This is a genomic window from Shewanella marisflavi, from assembly GCF_002215585.1.
GTDB lineage: Bacteria > Pseudomonadota > Gammaproteobacteria > Enterobacterales > Shewanellaceae > Shewanella > Shewanella marisflavi.
On the sequence record NZ_CP022272.1, the window covers coordinates 3,977,416 to 4,003,287 of the forward strand.

22 protein-coding genes are annotated in these 25,872 nt (G+C 49.4%); 11 read left to right on the forward strand and 11 right to left on the reverse strand.

Annotation, left to right across the window (positions count from 1 at the left end):
- Positions 1-316 precede the first annotated feature (316 nt).
- Positions 317-517 (forward strand): hypothetical protein, encoded by a 201-nt coding sequence (locus CFF01_RS19175; RefSeq protein WP_157705018.1) that lies wholly within the window; start codon positions 317-319, stop codon positions 515-517.
- An 888-nt stretch (positions 518-1,405) separates the two neighbouring features.
- Here CFF01_RS19175 and CFF01_RS17520 read toward each other — a convergent pair.
- Together CFF01_RS17520 and CFF01_RS17525 are read right to left on the reverse strand one after the other, a co-directional pair.
- A complete protein-coding gene (locus CFF01_RS17520; RefSeq protein WP_198387081.1) occupies positions 1,406-1,849 on the reverse strand; it encodes a hypothetical protein in 444 nt (147 codons plus the stop codon).
- 72 nt (positions 1,850-1,921) lie between these two features.
- Positions 1,922-3,103, reverse strand: coding sequence for a patatin-like phospholipase family protein (locus CFF01_RS17525; RefSeq protein WP_232479470.1), 1,182 nt, complete (start codon positions 3,101-3,103; stop codon positions 1,922-1,924).
- A gap of 321 nt (positions 3,104-3,424) precedes the next feature.
- On the opposite strand from CFF01_RS17525, the gene CFF01_RS17535 reads away from it, so the two are divergent.
- On the forward strand, positions 3,425-3,832 hold the full coding sequence (locus CFF01_RS17535; RefSeq protein ID WP_232479471.1) for a glycine zipper family protein: 408 nt from the start codon (positions 3,425-3,427) through the stop codon (positions 3,830-3,832).
- Positions 3,833-4,019: 187 nt separating this feature from the next.
- Here the strand turns inward: CFF01_RS17535 and CFF01_RS17540 are convergent, their stop codons facing one another.
- From CFF01_RS17540 to typA, 6 genes are all read right to left on the reverse strand, one after another.
- The gene (locus CFF01_RS17540) at positions 4,020-5,726 is read right to left on the reverse strand and encodes a hypothetical protein (RefSeq protein WP_198387088.1); all 1,707 of its coding nucleotides are present in this window, start codon (positions 5,724-5,726) and stop codon (positions 4,020-4,022) included.
- Between the two features lie 305 nt (positions 5,727-6,031).
- Entirely contained in the window at positions 6,032-6,985 is a 954-nt protein-coding gene (locus CFF01_RS17545) for a patatin-like phospholipase family protein (RefSeq protein WP_088905638.1), read from the reverse strand.
- Between the two features lie 12 nt (positions 6,986-6,997).
- Positions 6,998-8,251 (reverse strand): DUF4056 domain-containing protein, encoded by a 1,254-nt coding sequence (locus tag CFF01_RS17550; RefSeq protein ID WP_198387089.1) that lies wholly within the window; start codon positions 8,249-8,251, stop codon positions 6,998-7,000.
- A 14-nt stretch (positions 8,252-8,265) separates the two neighbouring features.
- Positions 8,266-9,456 carry a BamA/TamA family outer membrane protein gene (locus tag CFF01_RS17555; RefSeq protein ID WP_232479472.1) on the reverse strand — a complete coding sequence of 397 codons (1,191 nt, stop codon included), beginning with the start codon at positions 9,454-9,456 and terminating at the stop codon, positions 8,266-8,268.
- Between the two features lie 9 nt (positions 9,457-9,465).
- On the reverse strand, positions 9,466-10,368 hold the full coding sequence (locus tag CFF01_RS17560; protein WP_088905640.1) for a hypothetical protein: 903 nt from the start codon (positions 10,366-10,368) through the stop codon (positions 9,466-9,468).
- Positions 10,369-10,884: 516 nt separating this feature from the next.
- Entirely contained in the window at positions 10,885-12,708 is a 1,824-nt protein-coding gene (gene typA / locus CFF01_RS17565; protein ID WP_088905641.1) for a translational GTPase TypA, read from the reverse strand.
- Positions 12,709-13,075: 367 nt separating this feature from the next.
- On the opposite strand from typA, the gene glnA reads away from it, so the two are divergent.
- Positions 13,076-14,485: a glutamate--ammonia ligase gene (gene glnA / locus CFF01_RS17570; protein ID WP_088905642.1), complete on the forward strand. Its 1,410-nt coding sequence runs from the start codon at positions 13,076-13,078 to the stop codon at positions 14,483-14,485.
- 178 nt (positions 14,486-14,663) lie between these two features.
- On the forward strand, positions 14,664-15,488 hold the full coding sequence (locus CFF01_RS17575; protein WP_088905643.1) for an N-acetyl-ornithine deacetylase: 825 nt from the start codon (positions 14,664-14,666) through the stop codon (positions 15,486-15,488).
- A 115-nt stretch (positions 15,489-15,603) separates the two neighbouring features.
- Here the strand turns inward: CFF01_RS17575 and CFF01_RS17580 are convergent, their stop codons facing one another.
- Positions 15,604-16,716, reverse strand: a complete 1,113-nt coding sequence (locus CFF01_RS17580; protein ID WP_088905644.1) for an aminotransferase class V-fold PLP-dependent enzyme — start codon at positions 16,714-16,716, stop codon at positions 15,604-15,606.
- A gap of 3 nt (positions 16,717-16,719) precedes the next feature.
- Entirely contained in the window at positions 16,720-17,892 is a 1,173-nt protein-coding gene (locus CFF01_RS17585) for a PrnB family protein (protein WP_088905645.1), read from the reverse strand.
- Between the two features lie 218 nt (positions 17,893-18,110).
- Between CFF01_RS17585 and CFF01_RS17590 the strand changes: the two genes are divergently transcribed.
- From CFF01_RS17590 to glnG, 4 genes are all read left to right on the forward strand, one after another.
- Positions 18,111-18,575, forward strand: a complete 465-nt coding sequence (locus CFF01_RS17590) for an Lrp/AsnC family transcriptional regulator (protein ID WP_033540729.1) — start codon at positions 18,111-18,113, stop codon at positions 18,573-18,575.
- 390 nt (positions 18,576-18,965) lie between these two features.
- The gene (locus tag CFF01_RS17595) at positions 18,966-19,508 is read left to right on the forward strand and encodes a DUF4124 domain-containing protein (protein ID WP_198387091.1); all 543 of its coding nucleotides are present in this window, start codon (positions 18,966-18,968) and stop codon (positions 19,506-19,508) included.
- A gap of 125 nt (positions 19,509-19,633) precedes the next feature.
- Positions 19,634-20,689 carry a nitrogen regulation protein NR(II) gene (glnL, locus tag CFF01_RS17600; protein ID WP_033540731.1) on the forward strand — a complete coding sequence of 352 codons (1,056 nt, stop codon included), beginning with the start codon at positions 19,634-19,636 and terminating at the stop codon, positions 20,687-20,689.
- A 41-nt stretch (positions 20,690-20,730) separates the two neighbouring features.
- Entirely contained in the window at positions 20,731-22,140 is a 1,410-nt protein-coding gene (glnG, locus tag CFF01_RS17605; RefSeq protein WP_033540732.1) for a nitrogen regulation protein NR(I), read from the forward strand.
- Positions 22,141-22,155: 15 nt separating this feature from the next.
- Here glnG and CFF01_RS19180 read toward each other — a convergent pair whose 3' ends face one another.
- Positions 22,156-22,302 (reverse strand): hypothetical protein, encoded by a 147-nt coding sequence (locus tag CFF01_RS19180; protein ID WP_157705022.1) that lies wholly within the window; start codon positions 22,300-22,302, stop codon positions 22,156-22,158.
- 94 nt (positions 22,303-22,396) lie between these two features.
- Between CFF01_RS19180 and CFF01_RS17610 the strand changes: the two genes are divergently transcribed.
- The 3 genes from CFF01_RS17610 (at position 22,397) to CFF01_RS17620 (ending at position 25,836) form a co-directional block, all read left to right on the forward strand.
- Entirely contained in the window at positions 22,397-23,287 is an 891-nt protein-coding gene (locus CFF01_RS17610) for a LysR family transcriptional regulator (RefSeq protein WP_033540733.1), read from the forward strand.
- A 394-nt stretch (positions 23,288-23,681) separates the two neighbouring features.
- Positions 23,682-24,539: a hypothetical protein gene (locus CFF01_RS17615; RefSeq protein WP_088905647.1), complete on the forward strand. Its 858-nt coding sequence runs from the start codon at positions 23,682-23,684 to the stop codon at positions 24,537-24,539.
- Positions 24,540-24,549: 10 nt separating this feature from the next.
- Positions 24,550-25,836, forward strand: coding sequence for a DUF4785 domain-containing protein (locus tag CFF01_RS17620; RefSeq protein ID WP_088905648.1), 1,287 nt, complete (start codon positions 24,550-24,552; stop codon positions 25,834-25,836).
- The last annotated feature ends 36 nt before the right edge of the window (positions 25,837-25,872 follow it).

The following is a 25,872-nucleotide window of genomic DNA, read 5'->3' on the forward strand; positions in this document are numbered from 1 at the left end:
CCTTAAACACCGTCTGCTCGCCTCTTCAAACCGCTCGCTTATCCATAATCTGGCTTTTCTGCCAGTCGTCCACACTCTGCTGTGAATGCCCTTGATTTCCAAACGTCTTACACTGATCCCTAAAAGAGATTCGAGAACCAGGTTCCCTCTCCTACAATTTGCACACTATTGTCTAAAAATGCATAGCACCGTACTAAAACAGGTGACTCTGTCATGCCTCACCTAACCTGTTCTTTGGCCCTCACTCCTGTGATGCTATATCAAGGTTGAAACCTAAAATTCAGGCTTGGCCACGACTATGTTGATGGCTGTGTTGATGGCTGTGTTGATGGCTGTGTTGATGACTATGTTGATGGCTGTGTTGATGACTATGTTGATGGCTGTGTTGATGACTATGTTGATGGCTGTGTTGATGACTATGTTGATGACTCTCAATAAGCCTGGGCATATGACCATCAGCATCACCCAAGATGAGAAGCAAGCTGACCACAGCAGTGCAATCTATGACCGCCAGTAACGGCTCTAACGGGCTAATTCAAACAGCTAATGCCAACTAGCTCATTCCCCACAGCAAATTCTAGTAAGCTAACGCCAAACAACTCACTCGGGATCGCCAACAGGCAAGTCGGTAACAATCAAGGCCTGCCACCTCCAAGTGAGGCGCCCAATGAGTAATGCCTCTAATTAAAGACCCCCTTCCCAAGAAGTGTCCGGCACGGCAAAGCGGGTAAAGGCTAGGCTGTAACCTGCAAGTCATTACCCCAGGCAAAGCCTGGTCACCTTGTCCACGAGGCGCCATAGCATGGTTGGTAGTGCGTATAGCCTTTTGGTTGGTGTCTATCGCCTTTTGGTGGTGCCTATGGCCTTTGATGGCCGCGAGTATTGCCTCTCGGCAAAGAGACATCCGGTTTTTTAGGCTGGGGAATAAAGCGAGTCTGCCATTGGGATATGGATTAATCGAGAAACGGTCTAAAGAGCTAAATGCCTGACATGCTGAGCGATGGAAACACGCTGCGACCAGACGATGGAAGGCTGAAGAAATGAAAAACGATACAGCTCAAACAGAGCAAGCGAGAACAGAGCAAGTTCACGGGTTAAACCAATTAGTATAAAGATGTGCTCGCTCAGCGACGATTTAGAACTAAAGGTTAGCGCTGATAAGGCAAGGCAACGAGTGAAGAGCATAGCTGAACTAGGGGCAAACGCGTTAACACAGTTTCATAAGTGCCCACTATAAGCACTTGGTCAACAAAATAGCATTCACTGACGAGCGCCTATCGGTCGCACGCTAATCGCACCAAGGCTATAACGCCAGAGATATAATGTTAAATCCATAAGGCTGATGCCCACAAACTTAGGCCAAAAAAAAGCCCGCACTGAGGCGGGCTTTATAAAACAATGGTGACTACTTATATTCTATGACACGGGCGACGTAGTTAAATTCGCCTGAATCACCATGGTAGTCGCGATAAAGATCGACTGAGAAAAATAGCGGCTTATCCTGCTCGATACGCTGCACGATCTTATGTTCTAGGTTAGTGATATCCTTCTCGCCATACGCATACTTACCATACACATAAAACTTGCGAGTTTTTTCTAGTTTATGCGCTTTGGCCTGCTCCCTCGTGACATAGATTTCACTGAATTTCTCAGTGATGACCCCCTGATATTTGACAGACTCAAAACTAGCCTCTTCATCTATAGTGACAAAGAGGTCGGCCTCTTCCGTCACAGTCACTAGCTGCTCCATATCATGGGCCAGCTGTTTGGTTTCCAGACGATCGACGTCCTGAGCAAAAACGCTGGTACTCAGTGCGACCAAAGTCAGTGACAAGAGTGCTTTTTTCATATTAATACCTTCTTTAAGGAGTTCATTATTTATGGGTTGTATACCTAAGAAACGCATTCTCAGGACTCATCCCTAGGGGACTTCTGTCGACCAGAGTTTATTGTTGATAGCCTTGTCATGCCCATACTGGTACAAGGACTTCATGTACTCGAAGTCGAACATATCTTTCGTGGCCTTTGGCGGATTGAACTCATCGTCGACATAGGCAAACGTTAGCTCTAAGCCACTCATTTCACTGAAATAAAGCATGCGATAAAGATCGCCTTTCGCCTGTTGAATCGTCATGCTAGTAAGACTTCTGGTCAACAACTGAACACCCTTGTCTTCAACTGGCTCGTAGGGCATTTTCAACAGGCCATTACGGATAACATGTACCTGTGGCTTAGTGGTTAAACCGAGCGCCTTGTTGAGCTTTTGATAGTCAACATTCACTACCTCAAAGAACATCTGCACCGTCATGCCACCATCGACGTGTAACTCTTCGAGACGCTGATTATCGTGCTCCACTTCAATAAACTGAGGTGGGAAAACCCCAGGAATTGATGAGCTTGCAGCTAGAATTTGGTGGATCAGACGCGCCTTGTTAGGCAAATGACTATCTGCAATTCGTCCTAGGTTCCACACCACCAGCTCTTCAGAATCAAAATGAGTGGTACCGATAAACAAACGACGACCCGCTCTATGCTGCTCAGCAATCTTTTCGATCATCTCAGGGGGATAAACCTGCTCGATAAAATCAAACATCTGCTCGCCATTGGTAAAGGCATCTTTAATCAGAGTGTTCAGAAAGTTGCGCTTACCTAAGATCATCTTATCGTTGAGGCCAAGCATCACCTGCTTTAGACGTGGGATCTCTTCGCCGCCCACAAACACAAAGGGTGCGATAAGCGAGCCAGCACTGATCCCAGTGACAATGGTGTAATCTTCCAGCTGCTCACTTTCATACAAGCCATTAATAATGCCCGCACCAAATGCTCCTTTAGCGCCGCCGCCAGACAATGCGAGGATATTCAGCCTTTCACCTCTCACTTTTAGAGGGGTGGTACCATCTTCGGCATTAAATAGAAAATCAGATGCATCATCAGACCAGACACGATAAGGCTCAGAGGCCGCATCGACTTCGTTAGACGCTAAAGTTACCGCGCGGTAATTATCTTTAGTCACTCGATTCTCAAGTGTGTGCGTTGAACTACACGCCGCGAGAAACAGGCCTAAAAACATCACCATAGGCAGAGACTTAGTGTTAACCATCATTATCTCCTTACTAGGTTCACCACTCTGTAGCAGTGAATTTAAAACAACAGATGAGCCAAAGGCCCGGCTAAAGTTAGCAAATGCCCAAAGCGTTCACTGAGCACCGCAAAATTCTTGAATGGATGTATTTTAAACAACTACTAGAGAGACAATTAATCGCATTTGTAGGGTCAGACCCTACAAACAAACATCAAAGAGACGCGACCCGAAAAGGATTGAGGAAAATATTTGATGGATCCAATCATGCAAAACGGATATTGTTGATGTTAATTGGTCGGTTACATTAGACAATTCGGATACGTTTGAACCTATAGGTCAATTATGAACAGAAAAACCTTGTTAATGAGTGCAACACTACTACTATCAGTCTCTGCCTACACTCATGCCAATATCATAGTCGACACAAAAAATGTTGATACCAACCAATATCATGCTGATATGTATGAATGTGAACAGCTTAGTCAGCAAATAGAGCATTCTGAATCAAAGTCTTTAGGCCATGACCTGCTGGGCTCTGCCGCGAAAGGGGCGGCAATCGGCGCGGCTGGCGGTGCAATATCTGGTGGAAGCGGCTCTAATGGTGCAAAAACTGGCGCAGGGATAGGTATTATTGGTGGCGCCTTAAAACATGGGGCAGAAAAACGTCGAGCGGAACAGAATTTTGAGCAGCAAACGCAAAATGTCATGCGTAACTGCATGGTAGGCAGAGGTTATACTGTACTGAACTAATGCACCTCATTGTTCTATTTATCAACCTGATTCATAGGGATCTGCAAACAGCGATCTCTATGAGTAGATAAATCGACTAAATGCGACGTTGAGTAACACGCTGACGAAGAGGTTATCTATAAGCCTGAATGAAACAGCGCCAGAATAATCTCTGACGCTGCTTGAAGACAATCCAGAAGGATAGCCTTTAGAAGCGATAGCCAAAGCTGACCGTTACAGCATCACGGGTTTCACCAAAGTTATACAGTGCTGTAATGTTATAGTGTCGGCCGATTTGCTTGTTGAAGCCAACCAAATAAGCCCACTCATTTATTTTTACACCCACATCATATTCAAAATCACCTTCTAATGCCTCCACGTAACCTAAGTTACCGTTAAGACGAGAGTCGATTCCTTGATATTCCGCACCTACCAAAATTTGCGCTCGGTAGTCTACCAACTGGTAGCCAATCATAGGTTGTACCACCAATAAGGAGTCTCCCCATGAGCTCTGGCCCTCTAAACGCGTCTTAGAAACGGTAGCATTTAATGTGGCAAAGAATTCCCGATAGCCAATCGCTAAGGTGGTACCTACACCCACTAAATCGTAATCCAACTCCAGAGGAATGCCTAACCGAGTCTCATCACACAAGGGGAGTCCATCATCGGCCAGGGACTCACACAATGCGTCACCCAGTTTCAAAAAATCCCCATTAAGACGATCACGGATCTCATTCATCGTCGCTGCTGTGTACTGCGCATCGATATCTGCCCGCACCTTGATCTTGCCTAGCAAAGCATAAACGTTCCAAAAGGGTAAAATAAACACATCACCACGAAGCGAAACACTCTCTGCCGTTACAGAAGCAAAGCTTTTACTTGGGTCAAAGTCTTTATCTAAGTTTTGATAGCCAAGTTTGCCCAGGCCTAGATTGAAGGTATCAAAACCTAAATCCATCGTTTGATTGCGGTACGCTATAGAGATGCCATAGGGAAGCGGTAGATCAATACCCTGCTTTCGAACGAGATCGGCCATCAAAGGGAAGGTTCGATCGAGTGCTATTTTTTGCTCTCGAATACGGGGATCGGAGACGACTTTAAACAGCTCCTCATTCTTCACTTCGATACCAGTCACATCATCATAGAAAACCACAGGTGTTGTGGTCACTTCCAGTTTTGCGGGTTTGCCTTTAAAGGTACCCTCGGCAATGACCGATTTTGTTTTGACGTACAGGGAACCATCACTTAGTTTGTCGAAGATGATCTCTTGATGATAATCACTGATGTTATAGCGTCCATACTCGAATGGCGCTGAATTCACGACAACCATTTTTTGCGGTTGACGATCAACCACATGAATATTGACTTTCATAAAACGAAAGTAAGCAACATCTTGAGGCAGCGCATATTTTGAGTAATTGAAACTCACAATTGCCGTTCTATCATCAATATCTTTAACCACGATAGAAGCAGCATCATAATTATCGGCATACTGACGTAACTTATATTCAGTTCGTGACAGATATTCTATTGAGTCAATTACATCGCCATCATCGACTAGGGAAAGGCCGTCTTCATCTTGGGAAAGTTGATCCGGAAAATATTTTACTCTCAGATCAATCACACCCTTCTCATTGGTTGTCTGAACTAAATAGAAAGAGGATTTAGCGGCTTCACCATCAATTGTGGTGATCTTCTCAACATGCTCAACAATATGATCTCCCTGCGTCAGAGAGCTGATGCCATATTTAGGCAAATGGTTAGGTATGCCATATTGTTCGAAAACGGTTTCTGCAGTCGCTGTTGAATACGGCAATGCGAAGTAACCCAAGACTATGGCAAACGCTCGAATGCCATTTTTACTCATCAATGCACATTGAACACGCTGATAGATTAAGCAGATAAAGTTAGCCAAAGTCTACATCTCCCTGTTAACTAATAAATGATGGTGTGAGAGAAACATTTTTCATAATCAATAACTTAATATTGGTATGCCAACTAATTGTAGATCGCTCATAGATACATTGCATCAACAATTACAACAGATTGGTGAAATCCGCATAAATGAACAAAGACTTTTCAAGAACGATATAAAGTATCAGTTCAAGGTGCTAACCAAGCGATGAAATGTTGCTCTTTTAGAGGATAAAGAGATCTTCTCACCAATCGATTGCAGGTGAAGTGATACTGCTAACAGTAAAAGAAGAAACTAAATTGATATTAATGTGAACGATTCAATTTCAACTTAAGTTCGGGCAATTGCGCTTGCATCGCTTCATAACCCACCTGCAGGGCTTCCCTGCGTGTTTCTTCATCACCAAAATTAACTAAGCTAGGGTCTGGAGCCGTTGGCACTAACACGATATCTGCGCTGTGGAGTTCATCTTTAGCGATAATACAGCTTTGAAGCCAAAAGGTGTTGGTCATCGCATCTATTGCACTGTAGTCCAGTGGAGGCGGTATACTGCAAAAGACATCGATACCGATAACGATATCGGCCCCCAGCTGCCGAGCAGCGTATACGGGAACCAGTGAAAGCACTCCACCATCAACCAGAATATCGCCATGGTGATAAATCGGTACAAAGGCGCCGGGCACGCTCGATGATGTTTGTACCGCCTGGCCTATATCACCAGCTGTAAACACTACCGCTTTGTGCTGAGTTAAGTTGGTGGCGACAATACCTGTGGTGATGGGCAGCTCTTGAATATCATCATAGCCAGTCTGCTTATTGACCCACTCAGCCAACGCCTTGCCTTTTAACAGACCTGCACCCGAAAAATTGATATCGATAATGTCGTGTTCGTTGAATTCGAATATTTTACGTTCTATGTCGGCGTATTCATTACTACTGTAAAGCGCCGCCGCAATTGAACCGATAGATGTCCCGGTGACGATATCGGCTTTAATTCCCGCTTCTTCAAGCGCCTTAATGACGCCAAGATGCACTAAGCCGCGCGCTGCACCGCCGCCAAAGGCGATTGCCAGCTTAGGTTTATGCGCTATAGAGGCTTGCTCTTCAATGGGTGTAACCGACACAGCAGGCAGCTTAATCTCTTGGGCTGTAAGCTCGTCATATTGATTTACACTCGAGCATCCATATGTTCCCACACACAACAAAGCGACAATGAGTCCTTTGTACATCTGTTGCCAAACTGGAGCATTACTCATCATAAGTTCTCAGTATTAGTTCTCTGTATCATCAGTTTTCAGCATCTCCAGGTCTTTGCTGTCCTGCTCTTTGGCATATTGTGCAATCACAGGAAACTGTGGATGTTCAATTCGCGTAGACCAGATTGCCGCGGGAATATGGTTAAAGGTCTCTGCATAGCTCGCATCTATCTCTAGCACTAGCTTTGCAACATCATCTAATTCAACCGACTCCACATTGGCAGGTAAGGAGATCACTGTCGGTGATGCATCGGCAAGATGCTGCAAGTCAGGATACTGGTCCGCCAATGCCTTAGGCAGTAGATAGGGAACCTGACGATCGCCAAGGTCGTAGTGACGCTGTAAAACCATATACTTATTTGGGATCGGCTCCTGCGAGTTCCACCATATCCCATCTACCGCCGCCAACACGGCCTTAGACTCAGCCTTCTCGACAATTCCCAGCTCTTTTAAGGTCGCATTTAGCCACAAGCTGGCGTTTTGGTTGTAATCGGTTTCACTTAAGACTTTATGTTGCTTGATTAAATTAAGCGTAATCTTGGCGCCCAACATATTGGAATAGAGATCTTCGAGCGAGTATGCCGAAATGGTTTCTGGCCACCCAGAAAAGCTCGCATATCCATGCCACTGCGCGATCTCGTGAGACTCAGCTTTAAAATACGCTAGACGTGCAGCCAAGTGTGCCGCCACTAGCCATTTTTGCTCATCGTTGAGTCGCAACACATCGAAAGCCTTCATTTCGATATATCTAGGCCCAAGCTCGGCGGGCAGCTCGATACGATGGTCATTTCCTAAATTGCTCAGTATTTCGAAAAATAAGCCTATCGTGTCATCAGCGGTATCGCGTACATGCGCCAGGTCGATAAAACCGCCTTTCGCCGAATATAAAATGCCGTTGCTTTCACCGCCACCATGGCCGAGTGCCGATGACGAGGAAGGTGTGTAATGATAGATACCGCTTGCAAACTTATGTGGACCGATATGCTCAAGTCCCACAACATTACGCAGTCTGAAAAAAGGGATGGGAACAGACCCAAGATTAACCTTCTGCATATCACCAAATGCACAGCAGGGACGCACATTTTGAGGCACGGTTAACTGCGGCAAGTTGGAGCCAGTCATATTCCAACGTTTAGTCGCCGGTTGCTCGACGGTCAGCATTTCTGCCACCTCATCTGACGTCGGCTCAGAATGAATTTGCCAACTGTTAGCCGCACAGCCCGCGAGTAGATAACATGCACTCAGTGCATAAAAATAACGTAAAAACATACGGTTCATATCTATTAAAACGCTTCGTTAATGGCAAAATAAAAACCACTCTGGTCATTACCAAAGCCCATATCCAATCGCAAATTGACTCTTTGCTTAATCTCAAATCGATAGCCAAGGCCAACAGTATAGAGCCAACTGTCTTGACCTAAATGATCAAACTCATCGGCCAAGGTACCCGCCCCTAACCAGTACACCATTCCATGGCGGCCGGTTATTGGCTGACGATACTCCAACTGAGAGATAAGCATGTTCTTATCTCGGTATTGGCCTTGTTCGTAACCACGTAAAGCTCCGGCCCCACCTAATAATGCCATCTGATCCCAGCTGACCTCGCCAAAATTAGACTCTGCGCGCAACTGCCAAGCGAGCACACCGGGAACCACTGACAAAGTGTAGTATTCGCTGTAATTCAACTTTACACGTTCAAAATCATTGTCTGAGCCTAACGCTGTACTGAAATTATGATACTCAAGCTCAACCAATCGCCCTTTCGACGCATTAAGCGCAAAATCTCTTGAATCGTAGGTCACGCTAACTAAACCGCCAAGGTTATTCTGTGTTTCAGGAAACTGGGCAATGCCATCGCCAAGCCAGGGTAACTCGACCTGCTGGAGCTCAATGTTAGCGGCCTCATTATGGGAGAATGTCATCCCTAGGCCTAAGTAGGTATAAGGGAATATCCTCGCCATTCCCGTCACTCCGGCAGAATAGGTACGGCGATCATAATCGACACGGCCATTGTGCTTGCCAGCATCAATGCCCAGTCCATGAAAGACATCAGGGGAATCCGTTAATTCTACATCGGCAAACAGGCGGTATTTATCATTGATCAGGTAGTTTGCATTGCGCACAGATACGCCATAGGCACCATTGATTGAGCCGAAACCATTAATGGTTATTGAACTTGGCTGAGAGACCGCATCATTGAGATCTAGCTTGTATAAACCAACCGCCGACACGCCGATACCGAACTTCTTCTCTGGTGTATAGAAAGGTCCCGGCATCACACTCCAGTCAACGCCCTTTTCTGGGTTAAACTGACCATCGGCACCTAACTCCAACAAAAATTTCTCTAGCCAATTCTGGTATTTCTGATACAGAGTCAACTCAGGTTCTTCTGTTGGCTCCTCACTGGCTGCAACAAAGCTCATGCTTGATGTGAATATGGACAAGCTAATAACAAGCATTACTTTTTTAATCATATCAGCACCTTAAAATCGACGTCCCAGTGCTATAAAGAGGGTCTCACGCTCACCAAATCCAGCCTCCATTAAGATATCCCAATCGCGATTAAAGGCATATTGGAAACCTAAGATACCATTCCAGTTTTCATCTGCACTTTGGCTAACGGCAAAGCCCGCTTCAGGACTTAGTGTATCGATCAAGTCCACCACCTGTGGCGGAAGATTTAAACTTTTCAGATCACCGGATAATTCTTGCTGAACATCTTGATACATGGCGCCCACAAACACCCTCAACTCACGACCGCCGTCGAACGCCCAACGGTAGCCTACGCGAGGAGCCCCCACTAAGGTTTTAATATTGCCATTAATGGCGGCAATACTGGTGTAGGTGTAGTTAATGTCTACCAAAGCAAACCAATTGCCTACGCCACCTGCCAAGGTAGTGCCTATACCATAGGTTCCACCATCCATATCCAATTGAAAAGTAGCGTTATCCGGCAAATTGGCTCCTGCAGTATCGAGCAGTAGGCATAAGGCTTTATTGCCAATACCAGGCACCGATGTGGCGTCACAATGCAAAGAAGTAATGTTAGCGGTACTGGTTCCTTCGGTGTAACCAATAATGCCGTATAGATTCATAAATGGAAAAATCCACACATCGCCTCGCAGCGTAACATTTGACCCTTTAAAATCAGCATGTGTGGCGTCGATATCTATGGCTTCGAGTACCGGATGCCCCGTCAGATCAATGCTATTGACCGTAACAGGATTGCTCATATCCATATAAGAAAGTGAAATACCATAAGGTTTTGGTAGGGTATAACCGCGCGCCTCTGCTTCCTCCCCCCAAATGGGAAAAAATGATTGCTGGGCAACACTCAATGGGGCAAAGAAGACAAGTAAAGACAGTAAAACCTTTATCGGCACCATGATATTCCTCCTAAAGATACACCTCTGACAACTGAAGCATACAAATTATTATTGATATTCATTAAACTCTGCCAGAAGCAAACATGACTTTTGTCGATGTCATACAGACTTGGCGATCAGTATTTAGCTCAAGTATCGCACACTTAGCGATTGAAACAGTGATGATGCTATGTCTTTGCAGCGCACCTCTCAAGATAGCGGTAAATTCAAGGCGCCAGCTTTACTAACAAACTCTCTCCCCCTAGAAGGATAGCAAAAAAGCCTAGGTATTCAGCGATATTGCTATTTTCTTATCCAAAATAAATACGCCAGACTGACCGAGCCCTTACCACCTGTTACCTTCAGTGACCAAGGCGAACAAGCTGAAAAGCTAGCATGGGTGTTTTACAGGCATATGGCCAACAAAATCATAATGACCTTAATAAGCAATCATTCTAGGCCAGCATAAAAAAGCCCCAGACACATTCATGTCCGGGGCTAGTAACTTAAGTTGCACCCTTATGGTGCAAACCCAAATTAAGCGTCTTTTGAGGCGCGGCTAGCACGCTTACGATCGTTTTCGGTCAGGTGACGCTTACGCACACGAATGCTTAGCGGGGTCACTTCTACCAATTCGTCGTCATCGATAAACTCAAGCGCCTGCTCAAGGGTCATCTGAATATGCGGTGTCAGTACCTGAGCTTCGTCGGTACCAGAGGCGCGCATGTTAGTCAGCTGCTTACCTTTCAGACAGTTCACTGTCAGATCGTTAGCACGAGAGTGGATACCCACTACCTGGCCTTCATAAACCTCGGCAGCGTGACCAATCATCAGACGACCACGGTCTTGCAGACCGAACAGAGCAAAGGTTAGTGCCTTACCAGTAGCGTTAGAGATCAACACACCGTTTTGACGCTGACCAATGTCACCGCCCTTCACTGGACCGTAATGGTCAAATGAGTGGTAGATAAGACCCGTACCCGAAGTGGCTGTCATGAACTCGGTTTGGAAACCGATTAGACCACGGCTAGGAATGATGAAATCGATACGTACACGACCCTTACCGTCTGGCTGCATGTCACGCATGTCGGCCTTACGAGTACCTAGCTTCTCGATCACCGCACCTTGGTGTTCTTCTTCAACATCCACGGTCAGAGTTTCAAATGGCTCGCACTTCTCGCCGTCGATATCTTTGATGATCACTTCTGGACGTGAAACCGCTAGCTCGTAGCCTTCACGACGCATGTTTTCGATCAGGATAGACAGGTGAAGCTCACCACGGCCCGATACGCGGAAACGGTCTGGGCTGTCAGTTTCTTCGACGCGCAGTGCCACGTTGTGTATCAGCTCCTGCTGCAGACGCTCAAGAATGTTACGTGATGTCACGTACTTACCTTCTTTACCTGCAAATGGAGAGGTGTTGACCTGGAAAGTCATGGTCAGTGTTGGCTCGTCCACAGAAAGAGGCGGCAAGGCTTCAGCGCTGCCTACGGCACATACTGTGTCAGAGATCTTCAGTTCACCCAGACCGTTAATTGCTACGATGTCGCCAGCATTAGCTTCAGTCACTTCGTGACGATCCAGACCCATGTAACCCAGAACCTGGCCAATCTTACCGTTACGAGTCTTACCATCGGCACACACAACAGTAACCTGTTGGTTTACCTTGACGCTACCACGCTTGATACGGCCAACGCCGATAACGCCTACATATGAGTTGTAGTCCAGCTGAGAGATCTGCATCTGGAAAGCACCTTCGGCATCAGCATCCGGTGAAGAAACCTTCTCAACGATGGTTTCGAACAGCGGTGTCATGTCGGTACCTGTGTCTTCAGGATCCAGAGTCGCGAAACCGTTGAGTGCAGAGGCGTATACGATCGGGAAGTCCAGCTGCTCGTCGGTTGCACCTAAGTTGTCGAACAGATCGAATACCTGGTCGATAACCCAATCAGGGCGCGCGCCTGGACGGTCGATTTTGTTGATCACTACGATAGGCTTAAGGCCCTGTGCGAAAGCTTTCTTGGTCACGAAACGTGTCTGTGGCATTGGACCATCGACCGCATCAACTAGCAGTAACACACAGTCAACCATAGAAAGTACACGTTCAACCTCACCACCGAAGTCGGCGTGACCTGGGGTATCAACGATATTAATACGATAATCGTTCCACTTGATGGCAGTATTTTTCGCCAGAATCGTGATTCCACGCTCCTTCTCAAGATCGTTGGAATCCATCACCCGCTCAGCGGCCTCTCCTCGAGTCTCAAGGGTTCCAGACTGTGCCAGCAACTTATCAACCAGGGTCGTTTTACCATGGTCAACGTGCGCAATAATGGCGATGTTACGTAAATTCTCTAACACGGATAAACCTCTTACCATCAAAAAAATAGGGTATTGATAACAGCTCTAATAATAGCTGTTGCAATAAAAAACGTGCCATTCTACTCTAGCAGAGGGCTCTCGCACAGGATTATTTTTTAGTCAGCATGAATAGTCAGGTTTATCTTGGTGCGCACCATCTTGGTGACCGCACCAGCAGGGTGCAAGCAATGCACCTTAATGGTGCAAACGTGCGATTCCCGTCACTGACCATCTTTATTGTTCCTATAAAAATCAATACTTTAAACTTTTGGCATGAGTCTAGCTATACTCATGCCATAACCGCGTTGGTCGCAACGTTGAATGATATAAGAAGGGCATCCCCTCTACTCTACTCGGAGACTTTAGAATGTCAGTTGAATCAGTTTTACAACAACTAGAAGAACTTGAAGTTAAGTTTGTTGATTTGCGTTTTACCGATACTAAAGGTAAAGAGCAGCACGTTTCTATCCCTACTCATCAGGTTGATGCCGATTTCTTTGAAGACGGTAAAATGTTCGATGGTTCATCTATTGCTGGCTGGAAAGGCATTAACGAATCAGACATGGTACTGATGCCAGACCCAACGACCTTCGTACTTGACCCGTTCACCGAAGAAACCACAGCGCTGATCCGTTGTGACATTCTTGAGCCAGGCACTATGACTGGTTATGACCGTGACCCACGCTCTATCGCTAAGAAAGCCGAAGAGTACCTGGTCTCTACTGGTATCGCCGATACCGTATTGATTGGTCCTGAGCCAGAGTTCTTCCTGTTCGACGACGTTAAATTCGGCACAGACATGTCTGGCTGTTTCGTTAAGCTAGACGCTAAAGAAGCGGCTTGGAACTCAGGTACTCACTATGACGACGGTAACACTGGTCACCGCCCATTCGTTAAAGGTGGTTACTTCCCAGTAGCACCGGTTGACTCTTCACAAGATCTTCGTAGCGCCATGTGTCTGGTACTGGAAGAGATGGGTCAAGTAGTTGAAGCGCATCACCACGAAGTGGCGACTGCCGGTCAGAACGAGATCGCAACTCGCTTCAACAAGCTGACTGAAAAAGCCGATGAAATCCAGATCCTTAAGTATGTGGTTCACAACATGGCCCACGCTTACGGCAAAACAGCAACCTTCATGCCTAAGCCAATCGTTGGCGACAACGGTAGCGGTATGCACGTTCACCAATCTCTGGCAAAAGACGGTGTTAACCTCTTCTCTGGCGACAAGTATGCCGGTCTGAGCGAGACAGCACTTTACTACATCGGCGGTATCATCAAGCACGCTCGCGCGCTGAACGCCTTTACTAACCCAAGCACTAACTCGTACAAGCGTCTAGTACCTCACTTCGAAGCACCTGTCATGCTGGCCTACTCGGCACGTAACCGCTCTGCGTCTATCCGTATCCCAGTAGTACCAAGCCCTAAGGCTCGTCGTATCGAGACTCGCTTCCCAGATCCAACGGCTAACCCATACCTGGCGTTTGCGGCACTGCTAATGGCTGGTCTTGACGGTATCCAGAACAAGATCCACCCAGGTGAAGCTATGGACAAGGATCTGTACGACCTACCAGCTGAAGAAGCGGCAGAGATCCCACAGGTTGCGACCTCTCTTGAGAACGCACTAGAGAACCTGGATGCAGACCGTGAGTTCTTGACTCGTGGCGGCGTATTCAGCAATGACTTCATCGATTCTTACATTGCACTGAAGACTGCTGAAGCCGAGAAAGTATCTCGCACGACTCACCCAGCTGAGTTCGAGCTGTACTACAGCCTGTAATCCTTTCCTGTAAGATAGGATTATCGCTTGAAGAAGCCGCCGCTTAAGGCGGCTTTTTTATGCCTATTTACCAAGAGATGCTATCGGCTTAACCACCTGACAAGCACCACAAAATTGATTTATCTTTATGACCAAACTGCTATCATGATCACGCCCAACAATTACCTTAGAATCCATTATGTCTAGCCGTGATCCCTTCCAGTCTTTTACCTGGCACAGTGATATTTTCAGTTGTCAAAGCAATGAAATCAGCACCTTTTATGCCCGCCTGTCTGAGCAGACCAGCCGACTGGGTCTACAGGCGCGAAAACTGGGCGATGCCGGGCCACACCCACTGGAACTGTATCAATCACCAGCGCAGAAAGCCGATCAGCCTTCTATCCTGATCAGCGCAGGCTTTCACGGTGAAGAGGCTGCCGGCCCTTGGGGTCTGCTCTACTTTCTCAACGAGCTGGAACCCGAACTCTTTAGTCAGCTCAATCTCAGCCTACTGCCTCTGGTAAACCCCACAGGTTTCAAGCGAGGACACAGATTTAATAAGCAGGGGCAAAACCCTAATCGTGGGTTCGTGCTGGAAAATGGTCGTGGCCGTAGCAACCAAGATACCTCAAGCGAGGGTGAGATCTTACTGGCGCACTCACAGCTGCTGGCCGCCGCCAGTAAAGATGGCATACTGACCTGCCATGAAGATGTGCTAATGAATGACACCTACATCTACTCTTTCGAGGCCAATCAGCAACCCGGCCAATTCAGCCGTGAACTGCGCGACGCCCTAGGACACTATTTCCCTATCGCCCAGGACGGACTGATCGATGATTGCCCGGTAAAAGATGGCATCATCTTCAACCATTTCGACCTCTCCTTCGAAGCCTTCCTGGTTCGTCTGGGCGCTAGCGTCGGCGTGTGTAGTGAAACCCCAGGCAAGCAAAGTTTCGATCAGCGCATTTTGGCCAATGCCGCCATCATCAAACGTTTCGTCGAGCTGACATTAGCGAAGCGTTAGAAAAACATTAGCAAAGCGCTAAAAACATTTCAGGACGAGACACTGTCTCTGATACAAAAGCCAGGCCCTAGAGCCTGGCTTTTTTGTTAACCCTTATCTTTGATAACCCCGCCGGCTAACCACTGAAGGGGCTCAAGGCCTCCAACAAGATCTGCATATCCTGCTCACCATTATAGATATGGGGCGAGATACGCATCCCTTGCTGGCGCACATCCAAGCTGATGTTGGCCTGAGTGAGCGCCTCTAGCACCTGCGACTGCCTCTCGCCAAAGTGCAAAATGGCGGTGCCGCTGCAACGAGAAGCCCCCCTGGGAGAACGCACTGCCTCGCCAAGTAAGTCCCAAATGCGCTCAAGTTGCATCAGGTTATGCTGGCGTACCTTGGCGCTCCCCAAGTCGGCAAAGTAGCTGATGCTGTGGGCAGCCATGGCATAGGGCGCCACCGAAGGGGTACCGCCCCAAAACTTAAGCGCCGAATCGTGATAGCGAAAGTCATGAATATCGAACTCGAAGGGATTCTCATGGCTAAACCACCCCACATCCCGAGGCTGACACGCTGCAAGTTGTTCACCATTGACCCAGAGATAGGCGGCGCCGGGGCCGCCGCAGAGCCACTTAACGCTAGAGCCCAACAAAAAGTCGGGCGCCAAGGCGCTAAGATCTAAGGGTAATACTCCGGCAGACTGGGCCACATCCACCAAAGAGAGCGCGCCCAAGGCGCGTACCTGGGGCAAAAGCTCAGCCAGTGGCGCCTGCTGCCCCGTGTTGGAATAGGCATGACTGATAAACACCAGATCGATATCGGCGCTCAGATGGGGCCGCCAAGTTTCCAGCAGGCTCACATCCTGATCGGCAGGAATAAAACGCAGCTCAGCCTCAGGCAGCGCCTGACGTAAGGCAAAGCCCATACTGGGAAAATCGTTCTCACTCATCAGGATCACCGCCCCAGGGCGCGTCAGTCTGGGCAGAGATTGCACCAGCTTGGTGAGGCCACTGGAGAGGTTGACCTGAGGACAAAACAACTTTGCATCACTATTAAACAGCCTGGCCAGCTGGATGCGAAAATCTTCCACTACAGCCAACCAATCTCCCCATGGTTCGCGCCCCGAGCCCTGCCAAGGCAGAAAGAAGTGCTCATCGAACGCCTGACGCAAGCTCTGCTGCGGCCGTCCCACCGAGTGATTCAGCAGATAAACCGCCTTAGGCATCACAAAATCTTTCTGGTACATGGATTACCCCTCTAAGCTGGCACGAAGTTTGGCCATATCATCGTAACGGGTACGAATATCATCGCGCTTGGCGGCGGCACGTCTGTCTCTGAGCTTCTCCAGCGCCCCCAAGAGTACAGGTAACGGCGGGCCACTGGCGGTCACTTTATCGATATGTTGGCTTTCCATCTGCTTGGCCGGCTGAGCAATATACTTTTCCACCAGCTGGTCGTGGTGCTGTATCGCCCCCTGACCGTGGGCATCACACACCTGCAGAAACTGCTGCAGGTTTTCGCGATACCAAGGCTGATCACGCTGCTCCCACGCGGCAAGAAACTCATCCATCAAGCTGGTGCGGCGCATGCAGTCGCGCAAGATGCGCTGATCTTCCGGCATCATATAGAGAAACTTATCCACCAACAGCTGAGAGTAAGATGCCTCGTTGGCGAAGCAGAGACCCAGCTGCAGATCGATCACATTGATCCCGGCAAAATCACCGGCGTTGGCGCCGCGATAAACCTGCTGACCGACACGGTAGGGCTTGTAGTAGGGGCGCACACTGTTGAAAAACGCCTGAGTATCGAGACGCTCAAACAGGGTTTGATTTGAGGCGATCACCTGATCCAGTGCTACCTTGGCCACGGCCAAGAGTTCGGCGGTCATAGGATGAGAGATCCCCAGGGGTTGGATTTTTAGCAGCGCATCGGCCGCCCGCTTGTAGGCCAAAATCCCCTTGGTATTGTAGTCGACAAAGAGTTTCTCATCGTCGAGATCGGTAAAGCGCTTATAAAGACCATTCACCGCGCGATTGTGGGTGGTCAGGTGAGCAGTGGCAAAGCGCGGGGTCACGCCGATAGAGGCGCCGATATGCATCGCCAGGGCAGAGGCCTCCAGCAGCGGCGAGCTGGTTTCACGGCTCGGTTCGGTGATCTCGTGACGACGACAGGCGGCCATATAGAGGCCAACATTGCCGAGCAGATCGAAGGCGGCATCGAAGCCCTCATCGGTATTGCCCTCGTCCAGCAAGGCCTTAATAAGGGTGCGCCCTTCCTGTTCCAGCCGTGCCTTAAGATCGTCGCCAATTCCCACCACATTAGCGGGATCGCTCTGCTGCATGTAGAGGCGCTCCAGCGCCGAGTTGATCTCGACAAACTCCTGCCTGATCCAGTGATCGAAGGCCGCGACATCTTGACTCATAGGGTTTTTATCTCTTAATTATTTTAATAATGACTCAATAAGCTACCATTAAGCCATTAGCGCAAACCTGCAATATCTATCACCAAAATACAGAAATTTTAGTGGATTCCGATCAAAATAAACCTTTAAATAGTGATAACCAACAAGATTAAATAAGCCATCTAGCGATAAGCCTTGCTATTAGGCTGTGACTCACCCCACTAAGAAGCTCTTGGACAATGAAACGACTCGACAGCAAAGACAAACAGATCTTAAGCATATTGCAAGATGAGGGGCGCTTGCCCGTCGCCGAACTGGCCAACCGGCTCAACCTGTCCGACACCCCTTGCCTGCGCCGCATCAAGAAGTTGGAACAGGACGGCTATATTCAGGGTTACAGCGCCCGTCTCGACCCAAAGGCGCTGGCACTCAATGTCATTGTTTATGCCTTTGTGCGACTCACCGAAAACTCCGCCACCTATGGCGAGCAGTTTGAACAGGAGATGAGTCGTCTACCTCAGGTACAGGAATGCTCGGTGATCACCGGCGCCTACGATTACCTACTTAAGATAGTCGCTCATGATCTGCTGGAATATGAAGGCTTCGTCAAACACTCTCTGGGCGGCCTTAAGTGTATCGCCAGCATAGAGTCGACCGTGGTACTGAAACAGACCTTCTCTCGCCATCAACTGCCTATAACTTAGGGCCTGTTTATCTTTCAGGTTTAATTTTTGTTCAATCTCAACGCGTTATGCTCAAGGGCTGTGCCATGACGCATAGTTGCACTATGGGAATGGCAAACAACCAAGAAATCGCTTGGAACGATTTCTAACAGTCGGTGGTGAAAGGCTGGAAGCCTTTCATAATGAGATAGACGCGTTTAGATGAACCCCTTGGGCTGCGCTTGTAGGCAATTGCTACTGCGTTATCGCCAGTTTGTGTAGCGTAACTACACGGCACAGGCTCTGCCTTGCACCAATCAACTACAAACGGCAGCAAAAACAAACAGGAAAGGTCAACAAGCCCTAGCCCTGATGCTTTTTACCGCGAAAGCGACTAATCTGTAGCAAAGACAAGGTATAAAAGGAATGTTTATGCGCCCGTTACTGCTGTTTACTCTGCTATTAGTGAGCCTGGGAGCTCAGGCAGCCATCTACAAATGGGTCGACAAGGATGGCAAGGTACATTACTCGGACACCCCGGTAGAGAACTCCACCCAGGTCGAATTCAAAGAAAATACCCAAAATCAGGTCAAACTGCCGCCCCCAGTGGTGCGCGAACACACTCCCCCCGCTAAGGAGGAGCCCAAGGCACTCTATAAGATGAGCATCACCAGCCCCATCGAAGAGGAAACCATTCGCGACAATAACGGCAATATTACGGTGATCGGCTCTATTACCCCAGATCTGGCGGCCGGTCATGTGCTGGTATTACTCATGGATGGCAAGGTGATGAGCCCGCCTCAGGCGACTCCCGTATTTAGTCTGGAAAATGTCGATCGCGGCGAACATAAATTTGAAATCAAGGCCTTGGCACAAAACGGCAAACAACTTGCATCCACTCCCCCTAGAACCGTCTTTCTTCACCGAACGACTATAAATGCACTTCCTAGGGCAACCCCATTTGGGGGCGGTTAAAAAATTAGACCTTAATTTTTAACAACTTAGAAATTCCCTTCGATAGGGCATCCGGTGAAGATAGCTTGCAGCGTGCACCAAATTGGTGCACCATTATGGTGCAACCTTCTTCCCGGGAGCCGTAAATGAACACAGACCCTCTGCTCAATCATCTGGTGACAGCCGTACTTGTCATCTCAGATGATCTCAAGCTGTGCTATGCCAATAGCGCGGCAGAGCAACTTCTTGGGTTAGGCAGTCATCGCCTCACAGAGCACAGCCTCCCCGACTGCTGCCAGTTACTCAGCATAGATTATCAGTTACTTCGCACAGCCATTCAGGAACATCAGGGGCTCACAATCAATACAGCCAACCTGGTAACGCTGGATGGTCAGCAGCATACGGTCGACATGACGCTGACACCACTGGAAAATCAGCCCGATCAGCCTGAACAAGGGCTACTGGAGTTACGCCAGGTGGATCAACAAAGGCGGATTCATCAGCAGTTGACCTTAGATGCCCAACAACAGGCGGCTCAGTATCTGGTGCGCAATCTAGCCCATGAGATCAAAAACCCCCTAGGAGGCCTCAGAGGCGCGGCGCAACTACTGTCTCGTGAACTAGAAGACGCCGACCAGCGCGAGTTTACCGACCTCATCATAGAGCAGGCTGATAGGCTGCGTAATTTGGTCGACAGGCTGCTCGGCCCTCAGAAGCCCACTGAGCACAGCCTGCATAATATCCATGAGGTGATCCAGAAGGTGCTCAAGCTGGTTGCCGTCACGCTGCCAAGTAATATCCATCTGATCCAGGACTATGACCCTTCTATCCCGGATATCGAAATGGATCAGGAGCAGCTGCAACAGGCGGTACTCAACATAGTACAGAACGCCATTCAGGCCCTGGAAGTTGAAGACGAGGGTGGCGAAATTCGCATCAAGACCCGCACCCAACATCAGGTCACCTTAGGCACTACACGCCATAAGTTAGTGCTGGCGCTGTCCATCATTGATGATGGTCCAGGGATCAAACCTGAGCTGATGGATACCCTCTTCTACCCTATGGTCACGGGTAGAGAGCAAGGGTCAGGACTAGGGCTTTCCATTGCCCACAATTTCGCCAGGCTGCACGGTGGACGCATAGACTGCGACTCAGTGCCCGGTAAAACCGAATTTACCATACTGCTGCCACTTAAGAGTTAGCGTGTGTGTCTTATGAGTATTCAACTTAAGAGAGTAGGTGTATGACAGAAAAAGTTTGGGTTCTCGATGATGATAGTTCGATACGATGGGTTGTCGAACGGGCGCTTAAAGGTGCCAAAATAAGCTGTACCAGCTTCGCCGCCGCCGAATCCCTATGGCAGGCGCTGGAGCAGGCACAACCTCAGGTGATCATTTCCGATATTCGTATGCCGGGCACAGATGGCCTGACGCTACTCGATCGCCTGCAGCTGCATTATCCCCATATTCCGGTGATCATCATGACTGCCCATTCCGATCTGGATAGTGCCGTCAGTGCTTATCAGGCTGGTGCATTCGAATACCTGCCCAAGCCTTTCGATATCGACGAGGCGATCGGTCTGGTGGAACGCGCCCTGAGCCACGCTAAAGAGCAATCACCTAAGGCCAAGAGCCAACCCGAAGTTAAAGCGCCCGAGATCATCGGCGAGGCCCCGGCCATGCAGGAGGTGTTTCGGGCCATCGGCCGTCTGTCGCGTTCCTCTATCAGCGTGTTGATCAACGGCCAATCGGGTACAGGTAAGGAGTTGGTTGCCGGCGCGTTGCACAAACACAGCCCGCGCAAAGACAAACCTTTTATCGCCCTGAATATGGCGGCAATCCCCAAGGAGTTGATCGAATCTGAGCTGTTCGGCCATGAAAAAGGTGCCTTCACCGGCGCGGCCAACGTGCGCCAGGGCCGCTTCGAACAAGCCGATGGTGGCACCCTGTTCCTCGACGAAATAGGCGATATGCCGCTGGATGTGCAGACGCGCCTGTTGCGGGTGCTGGCCGACGGTCAGTTCTATCGTATCGGCGGTCACTCACCGGTGCAGGTGGATGTGCGCATCATCGCCGCGACCCACCAAAATTTGGAGTCATTGGTCGCTAAAGGGGATTTTCGTGAAGATCTCTTCCACCGTCTCAACGTGATTCGGGTACATCTGCCGCCGCTGTCACAGCGCAGGGAGGATATCCCCCAGCTAGCACGTCACTTCCTCGCCACGGCCGCCAAGGAGATCAGCGTCGAACCTAAGATACTGACCAAGGCAACTGCCGAGACCTTAGCCAGCCTGCCTTGGCCGGGGAACGTACGTCAGCTTGAAAATACCTGTCGCTGGCTGATGGTGATGGCCTCAGGTCAAGAGATTCTGCCACAGGATCTGCCACCCGAGCTGCTCACCCCGAGTGCCAACAATGCCAGTAGCAATGACGCAAGCAAAGGCGGCTGGCAAGAGGCGCTGACTCAGTGGATCGATGAGCGTTTAAGCGAAGGTGAAAGCGATCTGCTGACGCAGATACAACCGGCATTTGAAAAAATTCTGTTAGAAACGGCGCTGAAACACACCAAAGGACATAAACAGGAAGCAGCTAAGCGTCTGGGCTGGGGTCGTAATACCCTGACGCGTAAGCTGAAAGAACTTGAGATGGATTGAGTGAAAGCACCCAGCTTAAGCTGGGTGCTTCTGTGCCTCTTCTACAGGTACATTGTTTGCGCTAACAACAACACTCTCTGACTGATATTCAGATTCGATAGATTCATTTGGCATAGCCGCTTGCCATAAAGCACCTACCCATAAACTTTGATTCGCTTTCATAATATTCCCCTCGTTTTTGCCAACTCGATCAAAGTAATACTAAGGCGATTATTAGTAAAATGAATAAACTGTATCCTGTGAATGCCATATAAGAATGAACATACCAATCAAGAGCTTACATTACTTCCTTACCCTAGTTGAAACGGGAAATTTTACTCGGGCAGCGGAAAAGTCATTTATCACTCAACCGACCCTGAGCAAGATAGTTCAGCGCCTGGAAGATAATTTGGGCCAACAACTGCTACACAGGAATAACCAGAAGATCGAATTGACCCAGGCGGGCATACTGCTACAACACAGTGCCCAAGAGATCTTGGGCCAATGGCATAGACTCCAAGAAGATCTCACCAACCTCAGCGGTCTAAAGTCAGGCAACCTGCGTCTCGGGGTCTGTCCCATGATGAGCAGCCTGATCATCGATCTGCTCACCGCCTTTCGCCAGCAATACCCTGGAATCGAGTTACAGATGTACGAATACGGGGGCTTCGGTTGCGAAAAGGCATTATTGAATAACAGCTTGGATATCGCCTTCACCGCCCTGCCCACCACCCATGACGAGGAGTTAGCCAACCGCGCTCTCACCCGCTATCCGCTGTTGGCCTGTCTACCCAAAGATCACGCCCTCGCTCAGCAAGATGCAGTCACCTGGCAAGACTTCGAGGCCTATCCCTTTATTCTTTACAACGAAGACTTCTCACTGGCCAAGCTGATCACGCGCCTAAGCCATCAGGCTGGCGTACAACTGAATATCGCCTTTCGCAGCGGCCAGTGGGACTTCTTGGCGACCATGGTGGAGGCACAAATGGGGGTCGCCATCTTGCCGGAACCTATCTGCCATAAGTTACAGGGCAGCGAACTGGTGTTCCGCCCCATCAAACCTAATCTCACCTGGGATCTGGCGCTGATCTGGCGTAAAGACTTACCCCTTACCCCGGCGGCTCAGGCGCTATTGGACCTTAGCGAACAAGCCCATCTACACCCTTGATGCGGGTTAAAAACTACCGAATATTCAACCGTAAACACTAGTAAATCAACCATCGAAAACTAGTAGATAAGCCGCTCACAGATAAAATCACTAGCGATGAGTCGAGCGGCTCCCTCTTGCACAATAAAGGTGCAATTTTTTTCGTACGATATTCAAACACAGCAGACGACCTCAAGCCCACGGCTAGCGTCATATGCGATTTTGTTTAAAACAATCAAACACCTAACCATAGTTTAACTGGTACTAATGTACCGTTAAAAAGCCTTGCCGCCGTACTATCCTGCCGTTAGTTTCCCTTAAGAGGTCAGATGTCTGATCTCAACACCTGAGTAACTCAACCTTAGTCGTCAAAACTCACTAAGGACAACATCATCAAAATAAGAGAAATAAGCCAATGAAGATCTACCAAAAGCTCATGATGCTGGGTCTGTTTGCTGTCAGCCCATTGACTTATGCCGCTTCCGGACTCGTGTTTATCCATGGTACCGGGCATCAGACCGATGCGCTGTCGGACTATTGGACGAGGGAATTTGTCGACTCAGTCCGCCAGGGGGCAGCCTCGCCCGATAACTACCTGGTGATCAACTGCGATTTCGACCAATACATGTGGGATGACGCCGCCGCAGGCTGCCTAGCCGGACAACTTACCCAGTTTATTGACAATAAAAACATCAAGGATCTCACCCTGCTGACCCACTCCAATGGGGGCAATGTGGTGCGCTGGATCCTATCCAATCCTACCTGGGACAGTCGCTATCCCAAGATCATCAGTGCCACCTCTAAGGTGATCGCCCTGGCCCCCTCCAGCGGCGGCACACCTCTGGCTGATGCCGTCACCCAAGGCAATGTTTTCGAGACCTCCCTTGGCTGGCTACTGGGCTATGGCAGCAATGCGGTAAAACAGCAACAAGTCAGCTGGATGAGCAGCTATAACAACAGCTGGCTCTATGGCACCACGGGTCGCCCGGCGCTGCCCTCTCCCTTCGAGGTCGTCGTGGGCTCAGATGTCGACTCCGCCATATGGGACGGCGACAGCTACTGCGCGGGCTATCAGTATCAAGTGGCCCTCGAGACCACCCAGAACTGGCTCGACAACTGCTCTGACGGCTTCTTGGAGTGCCGATCACAATCGGCGGCGGGCAGCGTCTGGTTTACCGATATCCAGCGCACCGCTGGCAAGGAGCCCCTGAGCCACCAGCAGAGCCGCCGCGCCTGCTTTAATCTCGACACCCTGATCCGCGACCATATCTAGGAGCCATAAGATGAAACCATCAATCAAAATGGCGAGTGTGTTCGCCCTGTCCGTCCTGCTGACCGCCTGTCAAAGCGATGATCCTCAGGCAGATAATGCCTCACAGGCCAGTGCCGTGACCGTCACTCAGGTGACCCTGCTGGCACCTTCCTCAGGGGATCTCGCCGTAGACACTCTGGCGGCCACCGAGCTGCCGCCAGTCAATGGCAATCGTGGCGGCGTGAGCTTCAGCGCCCCCATAAACCATACAGCCCAACTCATGGCACCAACCCAACTGGAACAGAGCAGTAGCGACCAGTATTGGCGCACCGTCTCAGGCGCTGAGCTGAATCAGGGAATCATGCTGGCTGTCAGCCAGAGTGATAGCGTGATTCGGGTGGCACCTAGGGGCGATGTTAGCTCGGGCGCACTGCGTCAGAGCCCGGCCATCTCGCCGGATCAACTGCGCCTCTACAAGGTCAATAAGCAAACTCTTGATAAGTCGGTCTCACTAATCCAATCCATGAGCGATCCTCAGGCAATGGCGACCGCTGGTATCGTCGACGACTCCAGCGCCTTAAGGCTGTCAAAGCGGGCAACGCCAGGTATGTATCAGCTACAAGTTGTTCAGCCCCTCAGTGCTAACGACAGCTATTTGGTCAACGTCAAGGAGAAGGGCAGCCCCTATCAGCTGACACTCTCTGCGCCTAAGCATCTGAGCAGTCAAACGCCCCTGTTGGCCTTCGATCTAAAGCTGAGCAACAGCGACATCGACCTTAGCCCCACGGCGACCCTGAAGCAGAGCGATGGCCGTTACCACAGCTTAGCCGTGGTCAAACAGGGCGAACAGTGGCAGGCCCAGCTACCGGACGATTTAACCCTGCCCAGCAGCAACTTGGGCCTGAGCGAGATCCAGCTCGACATAGAGACCCGGGTTAACGGCCTGCCGCTAATCCGCACCGTCAAGACGGCCTTTAAGCAATATGTGCCCGCAGCCAAGCTGCTAGACAAGGCCAACATACATTGGCAAGACACCAAGCCAACCCAAGCGGTGTTCGACCTGCAAGTCGCAAGCCCAGGACGCTATCAGGTGTCTGCCGTGTTAGCCGGCACGGATGCTCAAGGTAAACAGGGCAATATCCTGCGCGCCGAGACGGCTCAGTGGCTCGATGCCGATGGTCAGATAAGTCTGAGCTTCGACGCCGAGCAGCTCGCCGCTTCGGGTCTGGTGGCTCCCTACGCCATCAAGGCGCTTGAGCTTAAAGATCAGAGCCAAATGGCGCGCCTGAGTTATCTGGGCGAGGCCGCCTCACTCTAAGTCCGCTTAGTTTTAACCAAAAAAACAAGAGCGGCC